Annotated in this window: 16 protein-coding genes; 5 read left to right on the top strand and 11 right to left on the bottom strand. The window is 73.9% G+C overall.

Translation table 11 applies throughout. The features are described from left to right. Positions 1-37: 37 nt before the first annotated feature. The 3 genes from AMK16_RS14700 to panB all read right to left on the bottom strand — a co-directional run bounded on the left by AMK16_RS14700 (position 38) and on the right by panB (position 2,985). The gene (locus AMK16_RS14700; RefSeq protein WP_073914682.1) at positions 38-889 is read right to left on the bottom strand and encodes an ABC transporter permease; all 852 of its coding nucleotides are present in this window, start codon (positions 887-889) and stop codon (positions 38-40) included. Beyond that, positions 886-1,917 (bottom strand): ATP-binding cassette domain-containing protein, encoded by a 1,032-nt coding sequence (locus AMK16_RS14695; protein ID WP_199885441.1) that lies wholly within the window; start codon positions 1,915-1,917, stop codon positions 886-888. Before AMK16_RS14695 ends, AMK16_RS14700 begins: the two co-directional genes overlap by 4 nt. Positions 1,918-2,115: 198 nt before the next feature. Beyond that, positions 2,116-2,985, bottom strand: coding sequence for a 3-methyl-2-oxobutanoate hydroxymethyltransferase (gene panB / locus AMK16_RS14690; protein ID WP_073914681.1), 870 nt, complete (start codon positions 2,983-2,985; stop codon positions 2,116-2,118). Positions 2,986-3,272: 287 nt separating this feature from the next. On the opposite strand from panB, the gene AMK16_RS14685 reads away from it, so the two are divergent. Beyond that, a complete protein-coding gene (locus tag AMK16_RS14685) occupies positions 3,273-4,301 on the top strand; it encodes an endonuclease/exonuclease/phosphatase family protein (protein WP_079191511.1) in 1,029 nt (342 codons plus the stop codon). Between the two features lie 114 nt (positions 4,302-4,415). Here AMK16_RS14685 and AMK16_RS14680 read toward each other — a convergent pair whose 3' ends face one another. From AMK16_RS14680 to AMK16_RS14670, 3 genes are all read right to left on the bottom strand, one after another. After that, the gene (locus AMK16_RS14680; RefSeq protein ID WP_073914679.1) at positions 4,416-6,170 is read right to left on the bottom strand and encodes an NAD+ synthase; all 1,755 of its coding nucleotides are present in this window, start codon (positions 6,168-6,170) and stop codon (positions 4,416-4,418) included. Between the two features lie 134 nt (positions 6,171-6,304). After that, positions 6,305-7,552 (bottom strand): DUF4352 domain-containing protein, encoded by a 1,248-nt coding sequence (locus AMK16_RS14675; RefSeq protein ID WP_143196816.1) that lies wholly within the window; start codon positions 7,550-7,552, stop codon positions 6,305-6,307. Positions 7,553-7,650: 98 nt separating this feature from the next. Next, on the bottom strand, positions 7,651-9,303 hold the full coding sequence (locus AMK16_RS14670; RefSeq protein ID WP_073914676.1) for a multicopper oxidase family protein: 1,653 nt from the start codon (positions 9,301-9,303) through the stop codon (positions 7,651-7,653). Between the two features lie 730 nt (positions 9,304-10,033). On the opposite strand from AMK16_RS14670, the gene AMK16_RS14665 reads away from it, so the two are divergent. Further along, positions 10,034-10,735 (top strand): DUF998 domain-containing protein, encoded by a 702-nt coding sequence (locus AMK16_RS14665; RefSeq protein WP_073914675.1) that lies wholly within the window; start codon positions 10,034-10,036, stop codon positions 10,733-10,735. Beyond that, a complete protein-coding gene (locus AMK16_RS14660) occupies positions 10,732-11,601 on the top strand; it encodes an alpha/beta fold hydrolase (protein WP_073914673.1) in 870 nt (289 codons plus the stop codon). Before AMK16_RS14665 ends, AMK16_RS14660 begins: the two co-directional genes overlap by 4 nt. Positions 11,602-11,934: 333 nt before the next feature. On the opposite strand, the gene AMK16_RS14655 is transcribed toward AMK16_RS14660, so the two are convergent. The 3 genes from AMK16_RS14655 to AMK16_RS14645 are packed head-to-tail and all read right to left on the bottom strand — an operon-like array spanning position 11,935 to position 13,867. Next, positions 11,935-12,675, bottom strand: coding sequence for a DUF305 domain-containing protein (locus tag AMK16_RS14655; protein ID WP_073914672.1), 741 nt, complete (start codon positions 12,673-12,675; stop codon positions 11,935-11,937). After that, positions 12,672-13,340: a DUF3105 domain-containing protein gene (locus AMK16_RS14650; protein WP_073914670.1), complete on the bottom strand. Its 669-nt coding sequence runs from the start codon at positions 13,338-13,340 to the stop codon at positions 12,672-12,674. The genes AMK16_RS14655 and AMK16_RS14650 overlap by 4 nt, the downstream gene beginning before the upstream one ends. Positions 13,341-13,393: 53 nt before the next feature. Then, a complete protein-coding gene (locus tag AMK16_RS14645) occupies positions 13,394-13,867 on the bottom strand; it encodes a hypothetical protein (RefSeq protein WP_073914668.1) in 474 nt (157 codons plus the stop codon). A 172-nt stretch (positions 13,868-14,039) separates the two neighbouring features. On the opposite strand from AMK16_RS14645, the gene glnA reads away from it, so the two are divergent. Further along, a complete protein-coding gene (gene glnA, locus AMK16_RS14640; protein ID WP_073914665.1) occupies positions 14,040-15,401 on the top strand; it encodes a type I glutamate--ammonia ligase in 1,362 nt (453 codons plus the stop codon). Positions 15,402-15,498: 97 nt separating this feature from the next. Beyond that, positions 15,499-16,179, top strand: coding sequence for a histone deacetylase (locus tag AMK16_RS14635; protein WP_073914663.1), 681 nt, complete (start codon positions 15,499-15,501; stop codon positions 16,177-16,179). Between the two features lie 79 nt (positions 16,180-16,258). Here AMK16_RS14635 and AMK16_RS14630 read toward each other — a convergent pair whose 3' ends face one another. Together AMK16_RS14630 and AMK16_RS38100 are read right to left on the bottom strand one after the other, a co-directional pair. Then, entirely contained in the window at positions 16,259-18,313 is a 2,055-nt protein-coding gene (locus AMK16_RS14630; protein ID WP_073914660.1) for a PIG-L family deacetylase, read from the bottom strand. Positions 18,314-18,518: 205 nt separating this feature from the next. Further along, positions 18,519-21,566, bottom strand: coding sequence for a PIG-L family deacetylase (locus AMK16_RS38100; protein WP_073914658.1), 3,048 nt, complete (start codon positions 21,564-21,566; stop codon positions 18,519-18,521). Between the last annotated feature and the right edge of the window lie 149 nt (positions 21,567-21,715).

The following is a 21,715-nucleotide window of genomic DNA, read 5'->3' as shown; positions in this document are numbered from 1 at the left end:
GGACGCGATCCGAACGGACCGATCCGAACCGCCCGGATCAGGTCTTCTGACGGAACTTGCGCACGGCGAGCGGCATGGTGACCGCCGTGATGGCGAGCGACCAGGCGAGCGTCATCCACACCGAGCTGCCCACCGGCGTCCCGTTGATCAGCGCCCGCGCGGCGTCGGCCAGGTTGGACAGCGGGTTGTAGTCGGTGAAGCTCTGCAGCCAGCCCGGCATCGTGGCCGGCGGGGCGAAGATCGAGCTGCCGAACTGCAGCGGCATCAGGACCAGCATGGCCATGCCCTGGACCGCCTGCGCGGTCTTCATCGTCAGACCGAGCAGGATGAAGATCCACATCAGCGAGGCGCCGAAGACGGCCGACAGCCCGATGGCGGCGAGGAGGTCCAGCACCGAGGTCTTGATCGACAGGCCGAGGATGAACCCGACGCAGAGCAGGATGGTGATGGCGACCAGCATCCGGCCGACCTCGACGACGATCTTCGCGAGGAGGACGGACGACCGGGCGATCGGCATGGACCGGAAACGGTCCATGACGCCCTTCTTGAAGTCGTCGTTGACCCCGGTGCCGACGGCCATCGCGATGTTCATGCCCATCATGGCCATGAGGCCCGGGACCACGTAGTTGACGTACTCCGCCTGGTTGCCCTTGCCGGAGATCGCGCCCCCGAAGACGAACACGAACAACAGCGTGAAGATGATCGGCATGAACAGGACGTCGAACATCGACTCCGGGTCCTGCTTGATCTGCAGGGTGTTGCGGCGCACCAGCGCGCCGATGTGCCGCAGGTTGGCCCGCAGGCCGATCCGGCCCTCGCCGGGCGGGGCCGGCGCGGTGGCCGGGGCGGCCACGGTGCCGGTGGGCTTGGTCGTGGTTGCGGTGCTCATGCCGCGACCTCCTGATTCGGCTCGGTGTGCTGGTTCGCAACGCTGTCTGTGGCCGGGGCCGGCTTCTGTCCGGTGATGGACAGGAACACCTCGTCGAGGCTGGGCAGGTAGGTGCCGAGGTCGGCGATCGCGTACCCGCGGGCGGCCAGCAGGCCGACCACGGCGGTCAGCTGCTCGTCGCTCAGGATCGGCACCAGCAGCACGCCCTCGTCCGGCACGGCCTGGGAGCCGGCCACCCCGTCGAGCCCGGCCTCGGCCAGCGAACGCGCCATGCCCGGCAGGTCCGAGGGGTCGGCGGGGCGGATCTTCAGGGTGCGTCCGCCGACGCGCGCCTTCAGCTCGTCGACCTTGCCGTTGGCGATGACCTTGCCGCGGTCGATGACCGTCAGCTCGCTCGCGAGCTGCTCGGCCTCCTCCATGTACTGGGTGGTGAGCAGGACGGTGGCCCCCTCGGCGACCATCCGCTGCACCTCGTCCCACACCTCGTTGCGGGTGCGGGGGTCCAGACCGGTGGTCGGCTCGTCCAGGTACAGCACGGCCGGCCGGCCGATCATGGAGGCGGCCAGGTCGAGCCGGCGGCGCATGCCGCCGGAGTAGTGCATCGCCGCCTTCTTCGCGGCCTCGGTGAGCGAGAAGCGCTCCAGCAGTTCGTCGGCGCGGGACCGGGCGTCCTTGCGGGACAGGTCGAGCAGCCGGCCGATCATGTAGAGGTTCTCCCAGCCGGAGAGCTTCTCGTCGACCGATGCGTACTGGCCGGTGAGCCCGATGGTGCGGCGCAGCTGCCGCGGCTGGCGGACCACGTCGAAGCCGGCGACCGTCGCGGTTCCGGCGTCCGGGACGATCAGGGTGGAAAGGCAGCGCACGAGAGTGGTCTTGCCGGCGCCGTTGGGTCCGAGGACCCCGAGGACGGTGCCCTCGCGGACGTCCAGGTCGACACCGTCCAGGGCCTTGGTCTCGCCGTAGTGCTTGACCAGCCCCCGTACCTCTACGGCGTGGGGATTCTTGTCGTTTCGCGTCATGTCCACCATGGGACCAGCCGCCACTGACAAACCACCGACAGCCGACCGACGGCCGACCGGCGGCCGGCCGACAGCCGGCCGGCAGCCGACCGGCGGCGGGGCCACGGCGCGTCCGGCGGCGGGCAAGCCGACGGCCCGCCGGCATCGTGCCGGCGGGCCGTCGGGCGGTCGGGCGGTCGGGGTGCACCGGGGGCGGTGCTCACCCGGTCAGTGGAACGCGTGCTCCTCCAGCGGGAACGTTCCGCCCACCACGTCCTCGGCGAAGGCCTTCGCGGCGTCCCCCATGGTCTTGCGCAAGTTCGCGTACTGCTTCACGAACCGCGGCAGCTTCCCGCCGGTGAGCCCCATCATGTCGGTCCACACCAGCACCTGCGCGTCGCACTGCGAACCGGCGCCGATGCCGACCGTCGGGATGTGCAGGGACCGGGTGACCTCGGCGGCCAGCTCCGCCGGGACCAGCTCCAGCACCACCGCGAAGGCTCCCGCGTCCTGAGCCGCCTTGGCGTCGCGCAGCAGCTGGTGCGCGGCCTCGTCGCCGCGGCCCTGCACCCGGTAGCCCATGGCGTTGACGGACTGCGGGGTGAGCCCCAGGTGGGACATGACCGGGATGCCGGACTGCACGATCAGCTCGGTCTGCCGCAGCGAGCGCTCGCCGCCCTCCAGCTTGACCGCACCGACACCGGCCTCCTTGACGAGCCGGGTGGCACTGCGCAGCGCCTGCACGGCGCCTTCCTGGTACGAGCCGAACGGCAGGTCGCCGATGATCAGTGCCCGGCTGGTACCCCGTACGACGGCCGCCGCCAGCAGCGTCATCTCGTCCATCGTCACCGGGACGGTGGTCTCGTAGCCGAGGTGACAGTTGCCCATCGAGTCCCCGACGAGCATGACCGGGATGCCGGCCTCGTCGAAGACGGACGCGGTCATCGCGTCGTAAGCGGTGAGCATGGGCCACTTCTCGCCCCGCTCCTTGGCGAGGTTCAGATCGCGGACGGTGATGCGCCGGGTGCCCGCGCCTCCGTACAGGGTGGGGGAGGCCGTCGGTGCGGGTTCGCGGGCAGGCGAAACGGCATGCGTCATGGCAACTGCTCCTTGTGTCATCTCGAGGCGCCCTCACGGCGTCCCCGGACTCACCCACCATGGTGGCATCCGCGTGGCCCGCGGCGGAAGTGCTGCGGGCCACGCGCCGGATCCGAACACTCCAATGTGCGCGTTTCGTGACAACCGGAACCCTTGCCGCACGCTCGTTCGTCCTCTCGGACGTACGACCGCGACAGGCGGTCGCAGGTAGGGCACGGAAGGCTCCGTACATCGCCTAGGGTCAAGGGGCGGGGACGGAGCGCGAGCACGGCAGTGAGGGCAGCGGCATGGCACAGGCGTACATGACGGAAAAGGAGAACGGCGGCTCGGAGCCCGAGCCCTCCGGATCCCGCTTCCGGCGCCGACTGGCCGAACTGCGCGGGGACCGGGGCATCTGGCGGCGCGGGACGGTACTCGCCGCCATCGCCCTGCTGATCTCGCTGGTCATGATCTTCCACGCGGAGCTGCCCAACGACGTCGGCAACCTCGGCAGCCTCACCGAGACCTTCCTGCCCTGGCTGGGCCTGGCGGTTCCGGTCCTGCTGGCCGCCGCCGTCTTCCGCCGGTCCGCGACCGCGCTCCTGTCGATAGTCCTCACGGCCGTGATCTGGATGAACCTCTTCGGCGGCCTGGTCCTCGACAAGTCCGGAGCGGGCGGCAATCTCGTCGTCGCCACGCACAACGTGGACGCCGACAACCCCGATCCGCGCGCCACCGCCGTGGCGGTGGCCGGGTCCGGTGCGGACGTGCTGGCCCTGACGGAACTCAAGGGGAGCGCCGTCCCCGTCTACGAGAAGGCGCTGGCGGGCACGTACAAGTACCACGACGTCGAGGGCACGGTCGGCCTGTGGAGCAAGTACCCGCTGAGCGCCGCCCGGTCGGTCGACATAAGGATGGGCTGGACACGGGCCATGCGCGCCACGATCGACACGCCTTCCGGACCGGTCGCCGCCTACGTCGCCCACCTTCCGTCGGTCCGGGTCAAGCTGAACGCCGGCTTCACCGCCAACCAGCGCGACAACAGCGCCGACGCGCTCGGCGCCGCCCTGGCCGCCGAACCGCTGAAGAAGGTCATCGCGCTCGGGGACTTCAACGGCACAATGAACGACCGTGCCCTGTCCGAGGTGAGCTCGCAGATGCGCTCCACGCAGGGCGCGGCGGGCGACGGGTTCGGCTTCAGCTGGCCGGCCCAGTTCCCGATGGCCCGGATCGACCAGATCCTGGTCCGCGGGATCAGGCCCGAGGCCTCCTGGACCCTGCCGCGCACGGGCAGCGACCACCTTCCGGTGGCGGCCCGGGTCACCGTCAAGCCGTAGCCGTAGCCGTAGCCGTAGCCGTAGCCGTAGCCGTAGCCGTAGCCGTAGCCGTAGCCGTAGCGTGGCCGCGGCCGCGGCCGCGGCCACGCTACGGCCCTCGCCGGTGCGGCGGCGCTAAGCGTGCTCGCGCCAGCCGTTCGTCATGGGCAGCCGGCGGTCCTTGCCGAAGCCCTTCGCGGAGATCTTGGTGCCCGGCGGGTACTGCCGGCGCTTGTACTCCGCCGTGTCCACCATCCGCAGGATCCTGGCCACCAGCTCGCGGTCGAAGCCGGCCCCGACGATCGCCTCCAGCCCCTGGTCCCGGTCCACGTACAGGGCCAGGATCGCGTCCAGCACCGGGTAGTCCGGCAGCGAGTCCGTGTCCACCTGGCCCGGGCGCAGTTCGGCACTCGGCGGCTTGGCGATCGAGTTCTCCGGGATGGGCGGAGTCTCGCCGCGCTCGGCCGCGGCCCGGTTGCGGTACCGGGCGAGCCGGAAGACGTCCGACTTGTAGACGTCCTTGATGGGGCCGTAGGCGCCCACCGAGTCGCCGTACAGCGTGGAGTAACCGACGGCCAGCTCCGACTTGTTGCCGGGGGCCAGGACGATGTGGCCCTCCTGGTTGGAGAGCGCCATGAGCGTGGTGCCCCGCAGCCGGGACTGGAGGTTCTCCTCGGCCAGACCGGTCAGGGCCAGGGCGCCCATGTAGGCGTCGAACATCGGCTCGATCGGCACGGTCCGCAAGTGCAGTCCGGTCCGCTCGGCCAGGTCGGCCGCGTCGTGCCTGGAGTGCTCCGAGGAGTACTTCGACGGCATGGAGACGCCGTGGACGTTCTGCGCGCCGACGGCGTCGCAGGCGATCGCGGCGACGAGCGCGGAGTCGATGCCGCCGGAGAGTCCGATCAGGACGGAGTGGAAGCCGTTCTTGCGGACGTACGCGCGCAGGCCGACGACCAGGGCGTCGTAGACCTCCTCGTCGTCGTCGAGGGGGTCTGCGCAGCCGCCCGGGACGACCGGTTCGTACGGCTCGACGGGCTCCTCGGACAGGACGACGCGGTCGATGCGCAGCCCGTCGTCGACGGTGCCCTCGGGGGCGTCGGCGCGGGCGGCGGGCAGGTCGAGGTCGACCAGCACGCACCCCTCGGAGAACTGCGGGGCGCGGGCGATGACCTCGCCCTCGCGGTCGACGACGATCGAGTCGCCGTCGAAGACGAGATCGTCCTGGCCGCCGATCATCGCCACGTACGCGAGGGTGCAGCCGGCCTCCCGGGCACGCTTGCGGACCAGTTCGAGCCGCACGTCGTCCTTGTTGCGCTCGTACGGGGAGGCGTTGAGGGAGATCAGCAGCCCGGCTCCGGCGGAGCGGGTGGCCGGGACGCGGCCGCCGTCCTGCCAGAGGTCCTCGCAGATGGCCAGGGCCACGTCGACGCCCCGGACACGGATCACCGGCTGGGTGTTGCCCGGCACGAAGTACCGGAACTCGTCGAAGACGCCGTAGTTCGGGAGGTGGTGCTTGGCGAAGCGCAGGACGACCTCCCCGCGGTGCAGCACGGCGGCCGCGTTCTCGGGGGAGCCGGCCGGCTTGCCGAGGCGCGGCACGGCCTGCTCGGTGCGGTCGAGGTAGCCCACGACGACCGGGAGTTCGCCGAGGCCCTCGGCGGCGAGGCGGCGCGCGAGTGCGCGCAGCGCGGTGCGGGATGCCTCGACGAAGGAACCGCGCAGGGCGAGGTCCTCGACGGGGTACCCGGTCAGCGTCATCTCCGGGAACGCCGCCAGGTGGGCGCCCTGTTCGGCGGAGTGCCGGGTCCAGTGGACGACCGAGTCGGCGTTGGCGTCGACATTGCCGACGTGCGAGTCGATCTGATGCAGAGCGAGACGAAGTTGAGGCACGGCCCCAGTCTAATCGTCTCTCTGACGCGATGTCCTGGACCCGGCCTCGTTTCGGGCGTTTGTGCGGGGGCGGCCGGTGGCCCGGCCCGGCGGCGGAGCCCGTCGACCGGGCCCGGTGGCGGACCGCCGCTGGGTCAGCCGACCGGGCCGGCGAACTTCACGTTGTCCAGCGTGGTTCCCGCGGAGATGTCGGCGCTGAGGTTCGTGGTGTCCTCGGGCACCTCGAAGGCGACGACACCGGAGGCGGATTCTCCGGGCAGGATCGAGCCGCGGATCATCTTCGGGACGGAGCCGTCGTAGACGAGCTTGGCCGTCATGCCCTGGTCGTCGCGGACGTTGGGCATCGCGTAGATGACGTCGTGCGCCGCCGCCGAACCGTTGGTGATGGTGACGGTCATCTGAACCGCGTTGCCCACCTTGGCGTACTTGTTGGAAGTGACGTACTCCTTCGGCACGGACAGGCTCACCTTGATGCCGTTGGGGTAGGTGAAGGTCTCGCCGAACGCCAGCGGGGAGGTGAGGCCGGGCACCCGGCTCGGGGAGGGCGAGGCCGCCGGGGGCGGAGCGTCCTCGGGGTCGGTGTCCTGCGGGTAGTCCCGGTCCGGCACCATCCGGCGGGGTGCGTGCGCGGCGGCCTTGTCCATGATGACGCCGGTGAGGACGAGACCGGCGGCGGAGGCGCCGAGGCCGAGGAGGCCGAGGACCGTGCCGATGATGGCCATGGTCTTGCGCGGTGCGCCGCCCACGGCGCGGACGACGGCGCCGATGCCGATGCCGATGGCGGTCACGGCGAGGACGCCGCCCACCCAGAAGAAGATGGGCGTCAGGCCGATGACGATGCCGGAGATCCCGAGGACGAGGGCGGCGACCGCCAGGCCGTTGGCGGGGGGCGCGGCCGGCGGGTAGACGGAGTACGGCATGCCGCCGTAACCGGGTCCGGGCTGGGCCCACGGGTTCACGGGGCCGCCGGGGCCCACGGGGCCGCCCGTCGGCGGGGCCGGGGGGCTGTGGGGCGGCGCGAACGGCGACGGGGCGGGTGCGGCGGGTGCGGGAGCCGGGTAGGCGGTGGCCTGTGCGGGAGCCGGGGAGGCCTGCAGGGGTCCCTGCGCGGGTGCCGGGGAGGCGGTGGCCGGCTCCGGTCCCTGCGGCGGTGCGTCCGGTGTGGGTGCGACCGGGCCTGGACCCTGCGCGGGTGCGTCCGGGGCCGGGGCCGGGGCTGCGGCGTTCGGGGCCTGCGGGGTGGCGGGCACGGCCGGGGGCTTCCGCAACGACGGCGGCGCCGGGGCAGGTCCGGGGTCCGGGGCCGCGCCCGATATGGCCGTGCCGGCCGGCTCCGTGGGCGGGTCGCTGGGGGAGCTGGGCGGTTTCGGCGGGGTGCTCATGCGGGCGGGCGTCCTCTTGTCGCGGCTTCTTGATCACCGCAAGGGTGCCATGCCGCCGCCGCGTGCCCGCCGGGTTTTCCGCGCCCCGCGCAGACCGCCTAGACCTGGTAGCCGAGCACGGTCATCATCCCGGACTCCGAGTGGTAGACGTTGTGGCAGTGGGTCATCCACAGGCCCGGGTTGTCCGCGTCGAACTCCGCCGTCAGCCTCCCGCCCGGCAGCAGGATCGCGGTGTCCTTGCGCGCCCCGCCCCCCTGCGCGCCGCCCAGCGCGAAGGAGTGCCCGTGCAGGTGCACCGGGTGCCACATCGGCGTCGCGTTGCCGAACTCCAGCCGGACCCGCTCGCCCGCCTTCACCGGGTGCCGCTGGTCCGGGGTGTAGGGCTTGCCGTCGAAGGCCCAGTTGTACCTCGACATGGATCCGGTGAGCCTCAACTGCACCGTCCGGTCCGGCTCGCGGGGCGCCAGGGCCACCGACGCGTCGGCCCGCAGGGCGCTCGCCATCAGCGGCGGCCCGTCCAGCTCGGCGGGCCGGGTCCCGGCCGTGGGCGCCGTCCCCGTCCCGGTGCGCAGTACGGCGAGCGCCGACTGCCCCTTGCCCTCGGCCAGGGCGGTCAGCGGGAACACCCCGTCCTGCGCGGTGACCAGGACGTCGTACCGCTCGCCCATCCCCAGCAGCAGCGAGCCCGTCTTCGCGTGCTGCACCGGGAACCCGTCGGTGTGGGTGACCGTCAGTTCGTGGCCGCCGAGGGCGATGCGGAAGGCGGTGTCCCCGCCGGCGTTGATGATGCGCAGCCGGATGCGGTCGCCGGGCTCGGCGGTGAAGACCGACGGGTCGTCTGCGGTCCGGCCGTTGACCAGGTAGTGCGGGTAGGCGACATCGCCCGCTTCCCGGCCCAGGATGTCGCTGTCGGCGCCCACGAGGAGCCGCGGGGGCCTGGGGGAGGCGCCGGACGGGCGGGGTGTGCCGGGCGGGCGGGGGGCGGCGTCCGCGCCGTTCGGGCCGGGGGAGGCCGCCCGGCCGTGCGCGGCGTGGGCCCCGCCGCCCGCGCGCTTGCGGAGCTCGGCGAGGACCGCGTCGGGGGTGGCGCCGTCGACCCCGTCGATCCAGTCGTCCAGGACCACCACCCACTCCTTGTCGTAGGAGAGGGGCTCCTTCGGGTCCTCGACGATGAGCGGGGCGTACAGGCCGCGGTCCTGCTGGACTCCGGTGTGCGGGTGGAACCAGTACGTCCCCGGGTGCGTAACGGCGAACCGGTAGGCGAACGACCCGCCCGGGGCGATGTCCCGCTGCGTGAGCCCCGGGACCCCGTCCATGTCGTTGCGCAGCGCCAGGCCGTGCCAGTGCACGGAGGTGGCCTCGGGGAGGTTGTTGGCCAGGGTCAGGGCCAGGGTGCCGCCCGCGGTGACCCGTACCTCCTGGCCCGGCAGCCGGTCCCCGTATGCCCACGAGCGGACGGTGTGCCCGCCGCCGAGGTCGAGGGTGGTGGCGGTGGCGGTGACCTGGACCTCGGTGACCGGCCCGGTGGCCCTGCGGGCGGACTCCACGGCCCGGACCTCCGGGCCGGCCGGGTCCACGTACCCCTCGGGGCCGCCGGCAGCCGTCCCGCCGTGGTGGCCGGGCCCGTGGCCGGTGGCGGGGCCCGGGCCGGAGGGCCCCGCACAGGCGCCGAGCAGCCCCGAACCGGCGGCGGCGACGACGGCGGTGGCGGAGGCGCCCAGCACGGCGCGTCGGGTGGGAAGGGAACGCATGGGGAAGCACCTCACGGGGGGTGGGCGGTTGCCTGCGGACGGGAACGGTCCGCCGGGCCGGCGCCGCGCACGTGCGGGGGCCACCGGCGGTGGACGGACGCGGCCCGCCGGTCCCCGCGGGCGCGGGGCTACGGCGGGACCGCTCCTGCTATGCCCCGTCCCGGGGTACCGGCGAGCCCCGGGGTACCGGTGGGCCGGGCGCGGACGCGGGCTTGGCGCGCGGGCGGGCAGGGCGCCCCGCGACGGGGCCGTCCCGGTCCGGGGACCGCGCCCCCGAGCGGCGCGGTCTCGCCGGGGCGGGCCGTGGCCCGGGGCCCGGGTGGGTCGGGTGCGCCGCCCGGGGCAACGGGGCGGGCCCCGGGCGCGTCCTCCCCGGTGTGGGGGGCGGTGTGCGAGGTGGCGCGCGGGGCGGTCCGCGAGGTGGTGTCCGAGGAGGAGTGCCGGGTGAGACGCGCAGCGCAGGGCCGGGGGGAGCGCCGGGTACGGTGCGGGGTCCGGGAAGGGCGCGGGCCGCGGGAACCGGTCCGGACGGCCCGGGCGCGCGGGGCGGCCAGGCCCGCGGGCGGTGCGTCGCACGGCCGCGGCCCGGGCCGCGGGGCGGCTCGCTGGGCGCTGCGCGTCATGCCGGGAACCCTACCCGGGGTGGGTATCCGATCCTCGGAACGACCCCGGGTTCCACCCCGGGTTCCACTCCGGGTTCCACTCCGGATTCCTTAGGATCAGTCGCACCATGTCCCCCGAGGGTCCCTCTCCGCGCAGCGCCCGGCCGGTCGCCGTCCTCATCGGCCTAGGCGCCGCCGCCTACACCGCGTGGGTGCTCGAAGTCGTCCTCTCCACCGGCCTCAACCCCATCGAGACGTACGTCAGCGAACTCGCGGCCCAGGACCAGCCGCTCGGCGGTCTCTTCCGGGCCACCGACTTCACCGCCGGAATGCTGGTCTTCGCCGGCGGTCTGGCGGCACTGCTGCGCCTGGCGCGGTACGCCGGTTCCCGCCGGCCCTGGGCGGTCACGGGCTGGGCCGGGGTCACCCTCTTCGGCGCGGCCACCGCCGCCGACGCGTGGCTGCCGCTGAGCTGCGCGCCCACCGCGGACCCCGAGTGCGCCGCCCGCGAGACCGCCGGGCTCGTCCCCGCCACCCATCAGGCCCACGCCCTCAGCAGCAGCCTCGCCATGGCGGGCGCCCTCGCCGGGATCGTCGCCCTCACCATCGCCGCCCGCCGCTACGGCTGGTTCGCGCCCCTCGCCCGCTACGGGCCCGCCCTCGTCGCCCTCGAACTCCTCGCCACCGTGTGGACCCTGTCCGCCATCGCGCTGTTCACCGCCGGGCGCGGGACCTGGGCCCTGGGCGCCGGGCAGCGGCTCCAGGTGCTGTTCGTCGCGCTCTGGCTGGGCCTGCTCGCCTGCTCCGTCCACCAGGAGGACCGCACATGAGCGCCACCGGCCGCTTCGTCCGGGTGGACGGAACCGCGCTCCACGTCGTCGTCGAGGGCCGGGGGCCGGTGGCCGTGCTCGCCGCCGGGCTCGCCATGGCCTGGTTCGACTGGGACCCGGTGGCCGCGCCGCTGGCGGCCAGGGGCCACACCGTCGTCCGCTTCGACCGCCCCGGGCACGGCCTCAGCGCCCCGGCCGCCGCACCGCCCACCGCCGCCGGGGAGGCCCACCGCATCGCCGCGCTGCTCGACGCCCTGGACCTGCCCGACCCGGGGCCGGTCACCGTCGTCGGCCACTCCATCGCCGGCTTCCACGCCGAAGCCTTCGCGCGTCTGTACCCGCGGCGCACCGCCGCCCTGGTGCTGCTCGACACCAGCGTGGAGGAGGCCCCCCGCACGCTGCTGCCCGCCGCGCTGCGCACCGGCGGCGCCCGGGTCCTGGGCCGGATGGTGACCGCCGCCGGGCTGCCCGCCGCCGTGGGCCCGGCAGCGCGCCGTCTGGCCGTACGGGCCTCGCGCACCGGCGGGACCGACCCCGCGCCGCGGGACCTCGTACGCCGCTGTTACCGCACCGGCCGCGTGTGGCGCGGCGCCCTGCTGGAGAACTCCCGCTACCCCGACATGGCCGCCGAGGTCCTGGCGCTGCGCGCCACGCACCCGCTGACCGCGCCCGTCACCGTCCTCGCCAACCACGACGGCTCCGGCGGGCGGGGCGCCTCGCGCCGGCTCGCCCGCCAGGCGGAGCTCGCCGCCCGGCTCGGCGGGCGCTTCGAGGTCGCCGAGCCCGCCGGCCACCTGGTCATGCTGGACCGCCCGGACCAGGTGACCCGGGCGGTCCGCACCGCTCCCGGTCGAGGGCCGGAGTAGAGCGCCCGCCTCGCGGGCACGTTGCCGCCGGTCCCGGTCCCGGTCCCGGTCCTGAGCCGGGCACGATCCCGAGCCGGGTCACGGGCCCGGTCCGGAGCCTGGTTGGTTCGGAGTCCTATCCCGGCCCCGGTCCCGGCTTCGGTCCTGAGCCTGGTCACGATCCCGAGCCCGGCTGGTCTGGCGCCCGGCTGGTCCCGGGCCCTGCTGGTCTGGAGCCCGGTCGATCCCGAGCCCGGTTGGTCTGGAGCCCGTTCCCGGCCCGTTCCCGGCCCGGCCCAGCCCCCGGAGCCAGGGCCGGCATCCGGCTTCCCGTCGTCGGGTGGGGGTGGCGCGTCACCCGCGCGGGGCGGCCCCGCGCTTCGCCAGCATGTCCGCCATCAGGGCGAGTTCCGAGCGCTGCGCGTCGACCATGCCCTGTGCCAGCTCCCGCTCGACCGGGGTCCGGCACAGCCGCGCACAGCCCTCGGCCATCGCCACGCCGCCCTTGTGATGGTCGGTCATCAGCTGGAGGTAGAGCACCTCCGCGTCCCGGCCGCCGGCGGCCCCCAGCACCGCCATTTCCTCCTTGGAGGCCATGCCGGGCATCAGCGCGCCGGGCTTGGCCGCCGTGTCGTGCCCGGAGGGCCCGGCGCCGCCGGCGGGGGCGTCCCCGCCGGTGTGCACCGTGTGGTCGTCGTGCCCGCCGTGCCCGCCGTGCCCGCCGTGCTCCTCGGATGGACCCATCCAGGACATCGGAGGCTCGCCCGCCACCACCTTCGGCAGGCCCCACAGGTCCAGCCAGCCGAGCATCATGCCCCGCTGGTTGGCCTGGGTGTTGGCGATGTCGTAGGCGAGGCTGCGCACCCCCTCGTCCTGGGTGCGGTCGCGCACGACGAAGGACATCTCCACCGCCTGCTGGTGGTGGACCGACATGTCCCGGGCGAAGCCCGCGTCCGGGGAGTGCAGCCCCGGCGTGGCGCGCGCCGCCGAATCCGAACCGCCGGACGCGGCGGCGACCGTGGCGGCCGCCGCGAACAGCAGCGCCAGCAGCACGGCGGTCCCGGCCACCCAGTACGTGCGGGGGGTGCGGCTCACTTGTCGGCCAGCCCGTTCGTGCAGGCCGCGCCCGGCTCCGGCGTCTGCGGGCCCTGCACGTACTTGGTGAAGAACTGCGCCACGCGCGGGTCGTCCGCCTTCTCCACCGTCAGCTGCTTGCCCCACGCGCTGAGCATGATCGAACCGGCCTGCTCCTTGACCGGGCTCATCAGCGTGTACGGGGTCTTGCCCACCGTCTCGGCGAGCTTCTCCACGTCGGCCTTGGCGGCCTTCTCGTTGTACGTCACCCAGACCGCGCCGTGCTCCAGCGAGTGCACGGCGTTCACCTCGGGGAGCTGGTTCTTGTAGACGTCGCCGTTGCAGTTCATCCAGCGGGGGTGGTGGTCACCGCCGACCGGGGGGTTCATCTCGTACTTCACCGGCGTCTCGACGTGGTTGCGGCCGAGCTTCTTGGCGTCCCAGGTCTGCTCGCCGTCGACCGGCGTCTTGCGGGCCACTTCCGCTGCGTCCTTCGTACGCTGCTCGGCCTCCTTGCGGTCGATCATCACCCAGGCGCCGAAACCGACCAGGCCGGTCACGATGACCGCCGCGGTGGTGATGGCGACGGCCTTGTTGCGCCGGTCGCGCGCCCGGTCGGCCCGGCGCATCTCGGCTATGCGCGCCTGGCGGGAGTGGTCGCTGTTCTTGTCGGTCCTGCTGGCCATGGTGCCCTGGTTCCTTCTGCTGAGGGGGGTGGGTGGACGCGAAACCGGACCCGTCAGGTCCGCAGCACCTGGAGGACGTGCAGGTCGGGGGCGCGCGCGAGCGGCCCGGGAGGCCCGGTCCCGCCCGCCGCGCCGGACGCGGCGGCGGGCGGCGCACTGCCGCCCGCGGTGGTCGCGGCGGGCGGCGGCGCCGGCAGCACGCCCGGGATCACGTGCGCGAGGGGCGAGCAGCCGGGCAGGTCGTACGGGGACACGCAGACGGCGTGGGCCGGGCCGGGTGCTTGCCCCGGTGTCCGTCCGCGGGCCGGGCCGGGTGCCTGGCCGGGTGACCGGCCGGGCGCCGTGCCGTGCGCGGCGACCGCCGTGGCCGCACCGTACGCGGGGAAACCGCTCGGCGCGTGCGGTTCACCGGGCCGCGCACACAGCAGGAGCACCCCCGCCGCCACCGCGAGGGCCGTCAGCAGGACGGCGCGCAGGAGTCCGGGACGTGCCTGACGCCCCCGCCGCGTGTCCTTCCGGCCCCCCATGGGCGCCGATGGTAATGCTCATGACGGGTCCGCGGTCAGTGCGGGGGTGCCGCGAGCTTTGCCGGGTGCGTAATGTGGCGGAAACCACCGCTGGCGATACTGGGCCGGCCCGACTGTGCCCAAGCCCTCGCGGCGGTGGTGCACAGGCCACCTGAACTGCGAGGATGAAAGCATGGACAAGCAGCAGGAATTCGTCCTCCGGACGCTTGAGGAGCGCGACATCCGGTTCGTGCGCCTGTGGTTCACCGATGTACTGGGCTTCCTCAAGTCCGTAGCGGTCGCTCCGGCGGAGCTGGAGCAGGCCTTCGACGAGGGCATCGGCTTCGACGGCTCCGCCATCGAGGGCTTCGCGCGGGTCTACGAGTCCGACATGATCGCCAAGCCGGACCCGAGCACCTTCCAGATACTGCCGTGGCGCGCCGAGGCTCCCGGGACCGCCCGGATGTTCTGCGACATCCTGATGCCGGACGGCTCGCCGTCCTTCGCGGACCCGCGCTACGTCCTCAAGCGCATCCTGGCCAAGACCTCCGACCTGGGCTTCACCTTCTACACCCACCCGGAGATCGAGTTCTTCCTGCTGAAGGACAAGCCGCTGGACGGCAGCCGTCCCGTCCCGGCGGACAACTCCGGCTACTTCGACCACACCCCGCAGAACGTCGGCATGGACTTCCGCCGCCAGGCGATCACCATGCTGGAATCCATGGGCATCTCGGTCGAATTCAGCCACCACGAGGGCGCCCCGGGCCAGCAGGAGATCGACCTGCGCTATGCCGACGCTCTCTCCACGGCCGACAACATCATGACCTTCCGCCTCGTGATGAAGCAGGTCGCCCTGGAACAGGGCGTGCAGGCCACCTTCATGCCGAAGCCCTTCTCGGAGTACCCGGGCTCGGGCATGCACACCCACCTCTCCCTCTTCGAGGGCGACCGCAACGCCTTCTACGAGTCGGGCGCCGAGTACCAGCTCTCCAAGGTCGGCCGCTCCTTCATCGCGGGCCTGCTCAGGCACGCGGCGGAGACCGCAGCGGTCACCAACCAGTGGGTCAACTCCTACAAGCGCATCTGGGGCGGCTCCTCGCGCACCGCCGGCTCGGGCGGCGAGGCCCCCTCGTACATCTGCTGGGGCCACAACAACCGCTCGGCCCTGATCCGCGTCCCGATGTACAAGCCGGGCAAGACGGGCTCCTCCCGCGTCGAGGTCCGCTCGATCGACTCGGGCGCGAACCCCTACCTGACCTACGCGGTCCTCCTCGCGGCGGGCCTCAAGGGCATCGAGGAGGGCTACGAACTCCCCGCGGGCGCCGACGACGACGTCTGGGCCCTCTCCGACGCCGAACGCCGCGCGATGGGCATCGAACCCCTCCCGCAGAACCTGGGCGAGGCCATCTCCCTGATGGAACGCAGCGAACTGGTGGCCGAAACCCTCGGCGAGCACGTCTTCGACTTCTTCCTGCGCAACAAGAAGCAGGAGTGGGAGGAGTACCGCAGCGAGGTCACGGCCTTCGAACTCCGCAAGATGATGCCGGTGCTGTAGCCGCGGGCGGGGCCCGTCGGGGCGCTCGTGGATCCCGGGCCGGCGGTCGGTGACCTCCGGCCCGGAGTCGTTTTCGCCCCCACACGTGAGGAAGAGCATGACCGTCCATGCCCTGGAGCCCCTGGAGCCCCTGGAGGGCGGGCTTCCCGTGCCGGAGCGGGTCTGGTACGCGTCGTACGGGTCGAACATGCACATGGACCGGCTGAGCGCCTACCTCGCCGGCGGGACGCCCGCCGGCGCGACCCGGACCTACCCGGGGTGCCGGGACCACCGGGCGCCGGAGCGGTCCGTCGCGATCGAGCTCGACGGATGCCTGTACTTCGCCACCGAGTCCCGGGTGTGGACGGGAGGCCGGGGCCTGTACGACCCGACGGCGCCCGGCCGCATGAGGGCGCGCGCCCACCTCGTGACCGCGGGCCAGCTGTCCGACATCGCCGCGCAGGAGATGTACGGGGAGCCGGGGGCGGACCTCGACCTCAGCCGGGTGCTGTGCGAGGGGCGCGACGAACTGGGCCCCGGACGGTACGAGACGCTCGTCTGCCCGGGGACGATCGAGGGCATCCCCGTGCTGACCTTCACCGCCCCCTGGACCGTCCGGGACGTCGAACCGCTGGCGCCGTCGGCCGCCTACTTGCGGTACCTGGCCGGCGGACTGCTGGAGTCGGGCCCCTGGGAGGAACAGGACATCGCCGACTACCTGTCGGCCTGCCCCGGCGCGGCCGGTCACTGGACCCCGCGACAGGTACGGGAACTGCTCACGGCCGCCGTCGGCCCCTGACCGGCCCCTGGCCGTCGGCGCCGGGACCGGCGCCGGTCCCGTTCCCTGACCGGCCCCTGGCCGCCCGCGAGGACGGGCGTCAGCGGACCGCGCGGTGCCAGGTGGGGCGGACCGGGGTCGGCGGGGTCGTCGTCGTGTGGAGCGCGGCGTCCAGGCCCAGGACCGCCGTGGTCGCGCCCGAGGGTTCGAGGACGGCCGCCGGGGCGCCCGCGTAGAGCATCCCGGACTCCGACCAGGCCGGGGGGCCGCCGAGGCCCGTCGTGCCGACCGTGCCGCTGTCCGCGCGGCCCGACAGCAGGCGGCCCGCCGCGCCCACCGCGCCGTATCCGGCCCGGCCGCCCGCCTCGGCGACGCTGGAGACCTGGGGCCGTCCGGGGCCCGCCGTGACCAGGGCGGTGCGCACGACCCCCGAGTCCGGCCGGCGGAAGTACAGCCGGACGCCCGCTCCGTCGGGGACCGCCGACAGGGGGACCGTCGTGGCGGGCAGGCCCGTCTCCGAAGGGCCCGACAGGGCGGCGCCGGGGTCGGCTTGCGTCCAGGCCAGGACGGACTTCGTGGTGGTGGCGTACACGTGGCGGCGCCCGGCGGAGTCGAGCGCCGTCACCGGATCGCTCTGCAGGTCCTCGCCGCCCAGGCGCTTCCAGGCGGAGAAGCTGCCGTCCGGCTGCTGGACGGTGGCGCGCAGCGTGCGGCGCGCGTCGCGCAGGTAGACGGTGAGGCGGCCCTCCGCGTCCACACCGGCCGCGGGCGAGCTGATCGCCGAAATGTCGTCCTCGTCGGCCGGGTCGGGGGTGCCGAGCGACTGCCATGGGCCGAACGGGCCGTCCGGCGCGGACTGGACGGCGTACACGACCTCGCGCCGGTAGGCCGCGGGCGCGGGGCCGAAGGCCGTACGGGTGGCCAGGACCGCGATCCGCCCGTCCGGGTAGCGCGCGGTGGTCGCGCCCGGGTCGATGCCCGCGCCCGGCAGGAGGGCGGGGCCCGCCCACTCGCCGCCGGGGGCCCGCGTCCAGTACGCGGTCTGCCCGTCCAGCGTGGCGAACGCCCACAGGCGGCCCGGCGTGCCCGCGGTCAGCCAGGAGGTGGTGTCGGCGCGGCTGTAGCGCAGCGACTGCGCCCAGTTGTGGCCGGTGGGGTTGCCCGCGACCTTGCGGTCGCCGCAGCCGGAGGGGGAGCCGCAGTAGTCCTGGTGGTCGTGCCAGGCATAGGTCTTCAGGTAGCCGGTCTTCGTCTCGGCCGTCTGCGGGTCCAGCGCGTGCGGGAGGGTGCTGTTGTGGTAGCCGAGGTAGTTCTGGACCGAGAAGCGAGGGCGGTCCGTGACCTGGGCGGCGTACGCGGCGGTGGCGGCCTGCACGAACCGGGCGCCGTACATGTGGTCCTGGTGGTCGGTGTACTTGCCGGACTCCGGGTAGCGGCCCGGCGTCGGGTCCTGCATGCGTATCGTCGTCGGCTTGTAGCGGGCCAGGATCCCGGCTATGGCCTGGGTCAACTGGTCTTTCGTGTACGTGAACTGCTGCTTGACGGGAGTGCCGGAGGTCAGCTGGGCGCCCAGCGCCGGTATGCGGCCGTTCCACAGGCCGCGCAGGCTGTCGGGGGCGTCGCCGCCGGTGCTGCGTGCCTCGCGCAGCTGGAGCCACACCAGGTTGACCTGAGGCTTCGCCATGAGCACGTCCAGCTCGGCCTGACCGCCCCCGGCGGTGGGTATGACCGTGCGCTTCCACGCGCTGGTGCGGTCGCCGGTGGCCATCTGGGCGTAGGCGGAGCGTATGCCGTTCTGCCGGGCCTCCGCGTAGTGGGTGCGGTCGGCGGGCTGTTCCGGGTCGCTGGCTTCGGCGCCGTGCGCCTCGTTGCGGCCGTCGGCCTCGCCGGAGGTGAGGTAGGCGGTGGTGACCGGGATGCCGGACAGCAGCGACCGGCTGAGGTCGGGGTTCATGAAGAACAGGTCGTCGTCGGGGTGGGCGACGACCTGGAGTACCGATCCCGCGGTGACGCTCGCGGGCAGCGCGGCGACGCGGTCCTTGTCCTGGGTGGCCTCGGCCGACGTCTGCTGTCCGGCGGCGACGGCGAGCACACCGGTGGTGCCGGCGGTCAGCACGGTGAGCAGGGCCGCGAAGCGGCGGCGGGTCAAGGGCATCGGGTACGCCTTGGTTCGTTCCGGGCGGCGGGAGCCGCTGAGCAGTCAGAAAGAGGCGGATACGGGGAACTTGGTTCACCGATTTCGCCGATGACTGCCGCTTTCCGGGAAAGACCGGATCTGCTTGTACCCTGTGGATGCTTTGATCCCGATATATGACCGCAAAGCGGACGCTGTTATTCCGCCCGGCGGGGCAACCGGCGCACTACGGAGTGGCGTTGCGCGGGCCCACCGGCTGCCACGGCGCCAGATACGCCTCCGGGGCGTCCGCCGACGAGGTCACGTACAGCCGCGCGTCCAGCCCCACCACCGCAAGGCTGACCATGCCCCTCCCCGTCGTCGTCGAGGACGGCGCGCCGACGAACATCAGCGCCGAGCGCTCCCACGGCCGGCCCGACCCGAGGTCCGAGCCCAGCTGGCCGCCCGCCGAGCGGCCCGCGAGCACGTGTCCGCTCGCCGTCACCGAGCCGAAGCCCTGGAGTCCGCCGAGGTCGGTGAGGCCGTTCACCTTCAGTAGTCCGCCCTCACCCGTGATCAGCGCGGTACGGACGTTGCCGGAGCCCGGCTTGCGGAACCACAGCCGTACCCCGCCCTCCCGGCCCTGCGCGGTGAGCGGGAGCGTGGTGTCCGGCAGGCCGGTGGGGGTGGGCGGGCCCAGCGGGGCGCCGGGCCCGGGCTGCACCCAGCCCACCACCGTCTTCGCGGTCGTGGAGAACACCATCCGCCGCCCGGCCGCGTCGACGGCGGTGACCGGGCTGCCGTGCAGAGCGGCGCCGCCGTACTTCTCCCACGGGCCCCAGCTGCCGTCGGGCCGCTGCACCCGGCCGCGCAGCGTGTACGCCCCGTCGCGGACGTACGCCGCCAGCTGCCCCGTGCCGTCGACCGAGACGGCGGGCGCACTGATGTCGGAGGTCCAGTTCTCGTCCGCGGTCTCCGGGGTGCCCAGCGACTGCCACTCGCCGAACTCCTCGGCGCCCGGACGCTGCTGGACGGCGTAGACGACCTCGCGCCCGTAGTCGGCCGGCTTCGCGCCGAAGGTGGTGCGGGTGCCGAAGGCGGCGATCCGGCCGTCCTGCAGGGTGACGGTGGCGATGCCCGGGTCCATCCCGGTGCCGGGCAGCATCTTCGGGCCGCTCCAGCTGCCGATCGGGCCGGCCCGGTGCCAGACGGCGACCTGGCCGTCGAGCACCTTGAAGGCCCACAGTCCGTGCTCCCTGTCGGAGGTCAGCCAGGAAGTGCTGGTACCGCGGGCATAGTTGATGGATTCGGTCCAGCGGTTGCCCGAGGGGTGGTCGGCCACCTTGCGGTCACCGCAGCCGGCCTCGCTGCCGCAGTGGTCCTGCCGGCCGAGCCCGGCGTAGGTGTCCAGGATGTCCAGCTTCTCCTTGGCCTCGCCCGGATCCAGGGAGCTGGGCAGGGAGCCGTTGACATAGCCGAGGTAGTTCTGCACCGCGAAGTGCGGGCGGTCCTTGACGTCCTTCGCGTACGCGGCGGTCGCCAGCTGCACGAAGCGGGCGCCGTAGAAGTGGTCCTGGTGGTCGGTGTACCGCCTGGTGTCGGGGAAGCGGCCGGGGGTCGGGTCCTGGGAGCGGACCGTGGTCGGTCTGTACCGCTCCAGCAGGCCGGCCAGGGTCTGCACGACCTGGTCCTTGGTGTACGTGAACCGCTGCTTGACCGGGGTGCCGGAGGCGAGCACCGACTCCAGGTGGGACACCCGGCCGTCCCACAGGCCGTGCAGGCTGTCCGGGGCGTCGGCGTAGACGGTGCCGGCCTCGCGCATCTGCAGCCAGACGAGGTTGACCTGGGGCTCGGCGACGAGGATGTCGACCTCGGCGTGGCCGCCGCCCCTGGTCGGGACGACGGTGCGCTTCCAGGCGCTGGTGTGGTCGCCGGTGGCCATCTTGGCGTAGGCCGCGCGTATGCCGTTCTGGCGGGCCTCGGCGTAGGCGGGCTTGTTGGGCGCGGCGCCGGCCTCCTTGCCGGCCCCGGCGTTGATGCCGTCGGCCTCGCCGGAGGTCAGGTAGACGGAGGTGACCGGGTGACCGGCGGATATGGAGTACCGCAGGTCCGGATTCATGAAGTACAGGTCGTCGTCGGGATGCGCGACGATCTGCAGCACCCGGCCGGGGTCCGGGGCGTCCGCGGGGGCCGCGGGGGCGCTGGCCCTGCTGTCGGGGGCGGCGGGGGCGGCCAGGCGGTCGAGTGCCTCGTTGCCGCGGAGCATGAGCATGCTGCCGGCGGCGGTGGCCGCGCAGAAGGCGACCACCTTGACGAGCCCGGCCCGGTGGTGCCGGTGGCCGGGCCGGCGGGCGCGGCCGTGCGGGTGGTCGTGGTCGTGGCCGTGGGGGCCGTCCTGGCCGTGGGGGTGGTGGTCGTCGGGATGCGGGTCGTCGTGCCCCTCGGTGCCGGTGCCGGTGCCGGTGCCGGTGCCGGTGTCGGCCGGATCGCCGGGGTGGGGGCCGCGGGGGCCCGGTACGTGCGGGTCCCGGGTCTCGGGGTGGGCGCGGGCGACGGGGCCCCCGTCCTGCGCATCGGGTCGGGTGCCGGTGCCGGTGCCGGTGCCGGTGTCGGCCCGGTCGCCCGGGTGGGGGCCGCGGGGGGCCGGTATGTGCGGGTCCCGGGCTGCCGGGTGCGGGTCGCTGCCGGAGTCCGGCCGGAGGGTGTCCGGGGACGCGCCGCGGGGGGCCGGCACGTGCGGGTCCCGGGCGTCGGGGCGGGCGCGGCCGGCCGGGCCCGAGGTGTCCGGGTACCGGCCACCGGCGGGCGGCGGCTCCGGGTGCCCGGCGGCGCCGGTGTGGCGGGCGGAGTCCCAGGAGACGGGCCGGTGCGCGTCCGGAGCCGGGTACGGGCCGACCGGGCGGGGGCCGCCCGGGTGCCCCGGCGCTTCCGGGTGGGGGTAGGCTCCGTCGGCCGCAGGGAGCTTCGGGTCCCGGGCGTGCGCGTGCCCCGTGGGGGCTCCGACGGCGCCGGCCCGCGGGGTCTGCGTCGGCAGCGGGGCATGCCGGTCCGCGGAGTCCTGTCCGCCGGCCCCGGGGTCCCGCCGGCCGGTCCGCGGTGCCGGGGGCCCGGGCTGCGGGCTCCGGACTCCGGAACCGGGCCGGTCCGCTTCCGGGCCGTGGGCCGAGGAGTCGGGCCGGTCCGTTTCCGGGTGCGGGCCGTGGGCCGAGGAGCCGGGCCGGTCCGCTTCCGGGCGCGGAGCGGTCGGGGCGGGGGTGTGCCTGGCGGGGCCGCCGCGCGGACGTCCGTCGGACATGGGGCTCCTCCTGGCCAGGTCGGCGAGGAGCTTGCCCCTTCACGCCATAAATCTTCGGATAATCCGATAAGCCCCCTCATGATACGTGGCGGTGAGTCGAACGCCTGCTCCGGCTAGGCTCACCCCGAGGCAGGCCAGGGCAGTGGCAG

This window comes from Streptomyces sp. CB00455 (assembly GCF_001905445.1).
GTDB lineage: Bacteria > Actinomycetota > Actinomycetes > Streptomycetales > Streptomycetaceae > Streptomyces.
Note: the sequence above shows the minus strand (reverse complement) of the source record. Positions and strands in the feature narration are given on the sequence as shown.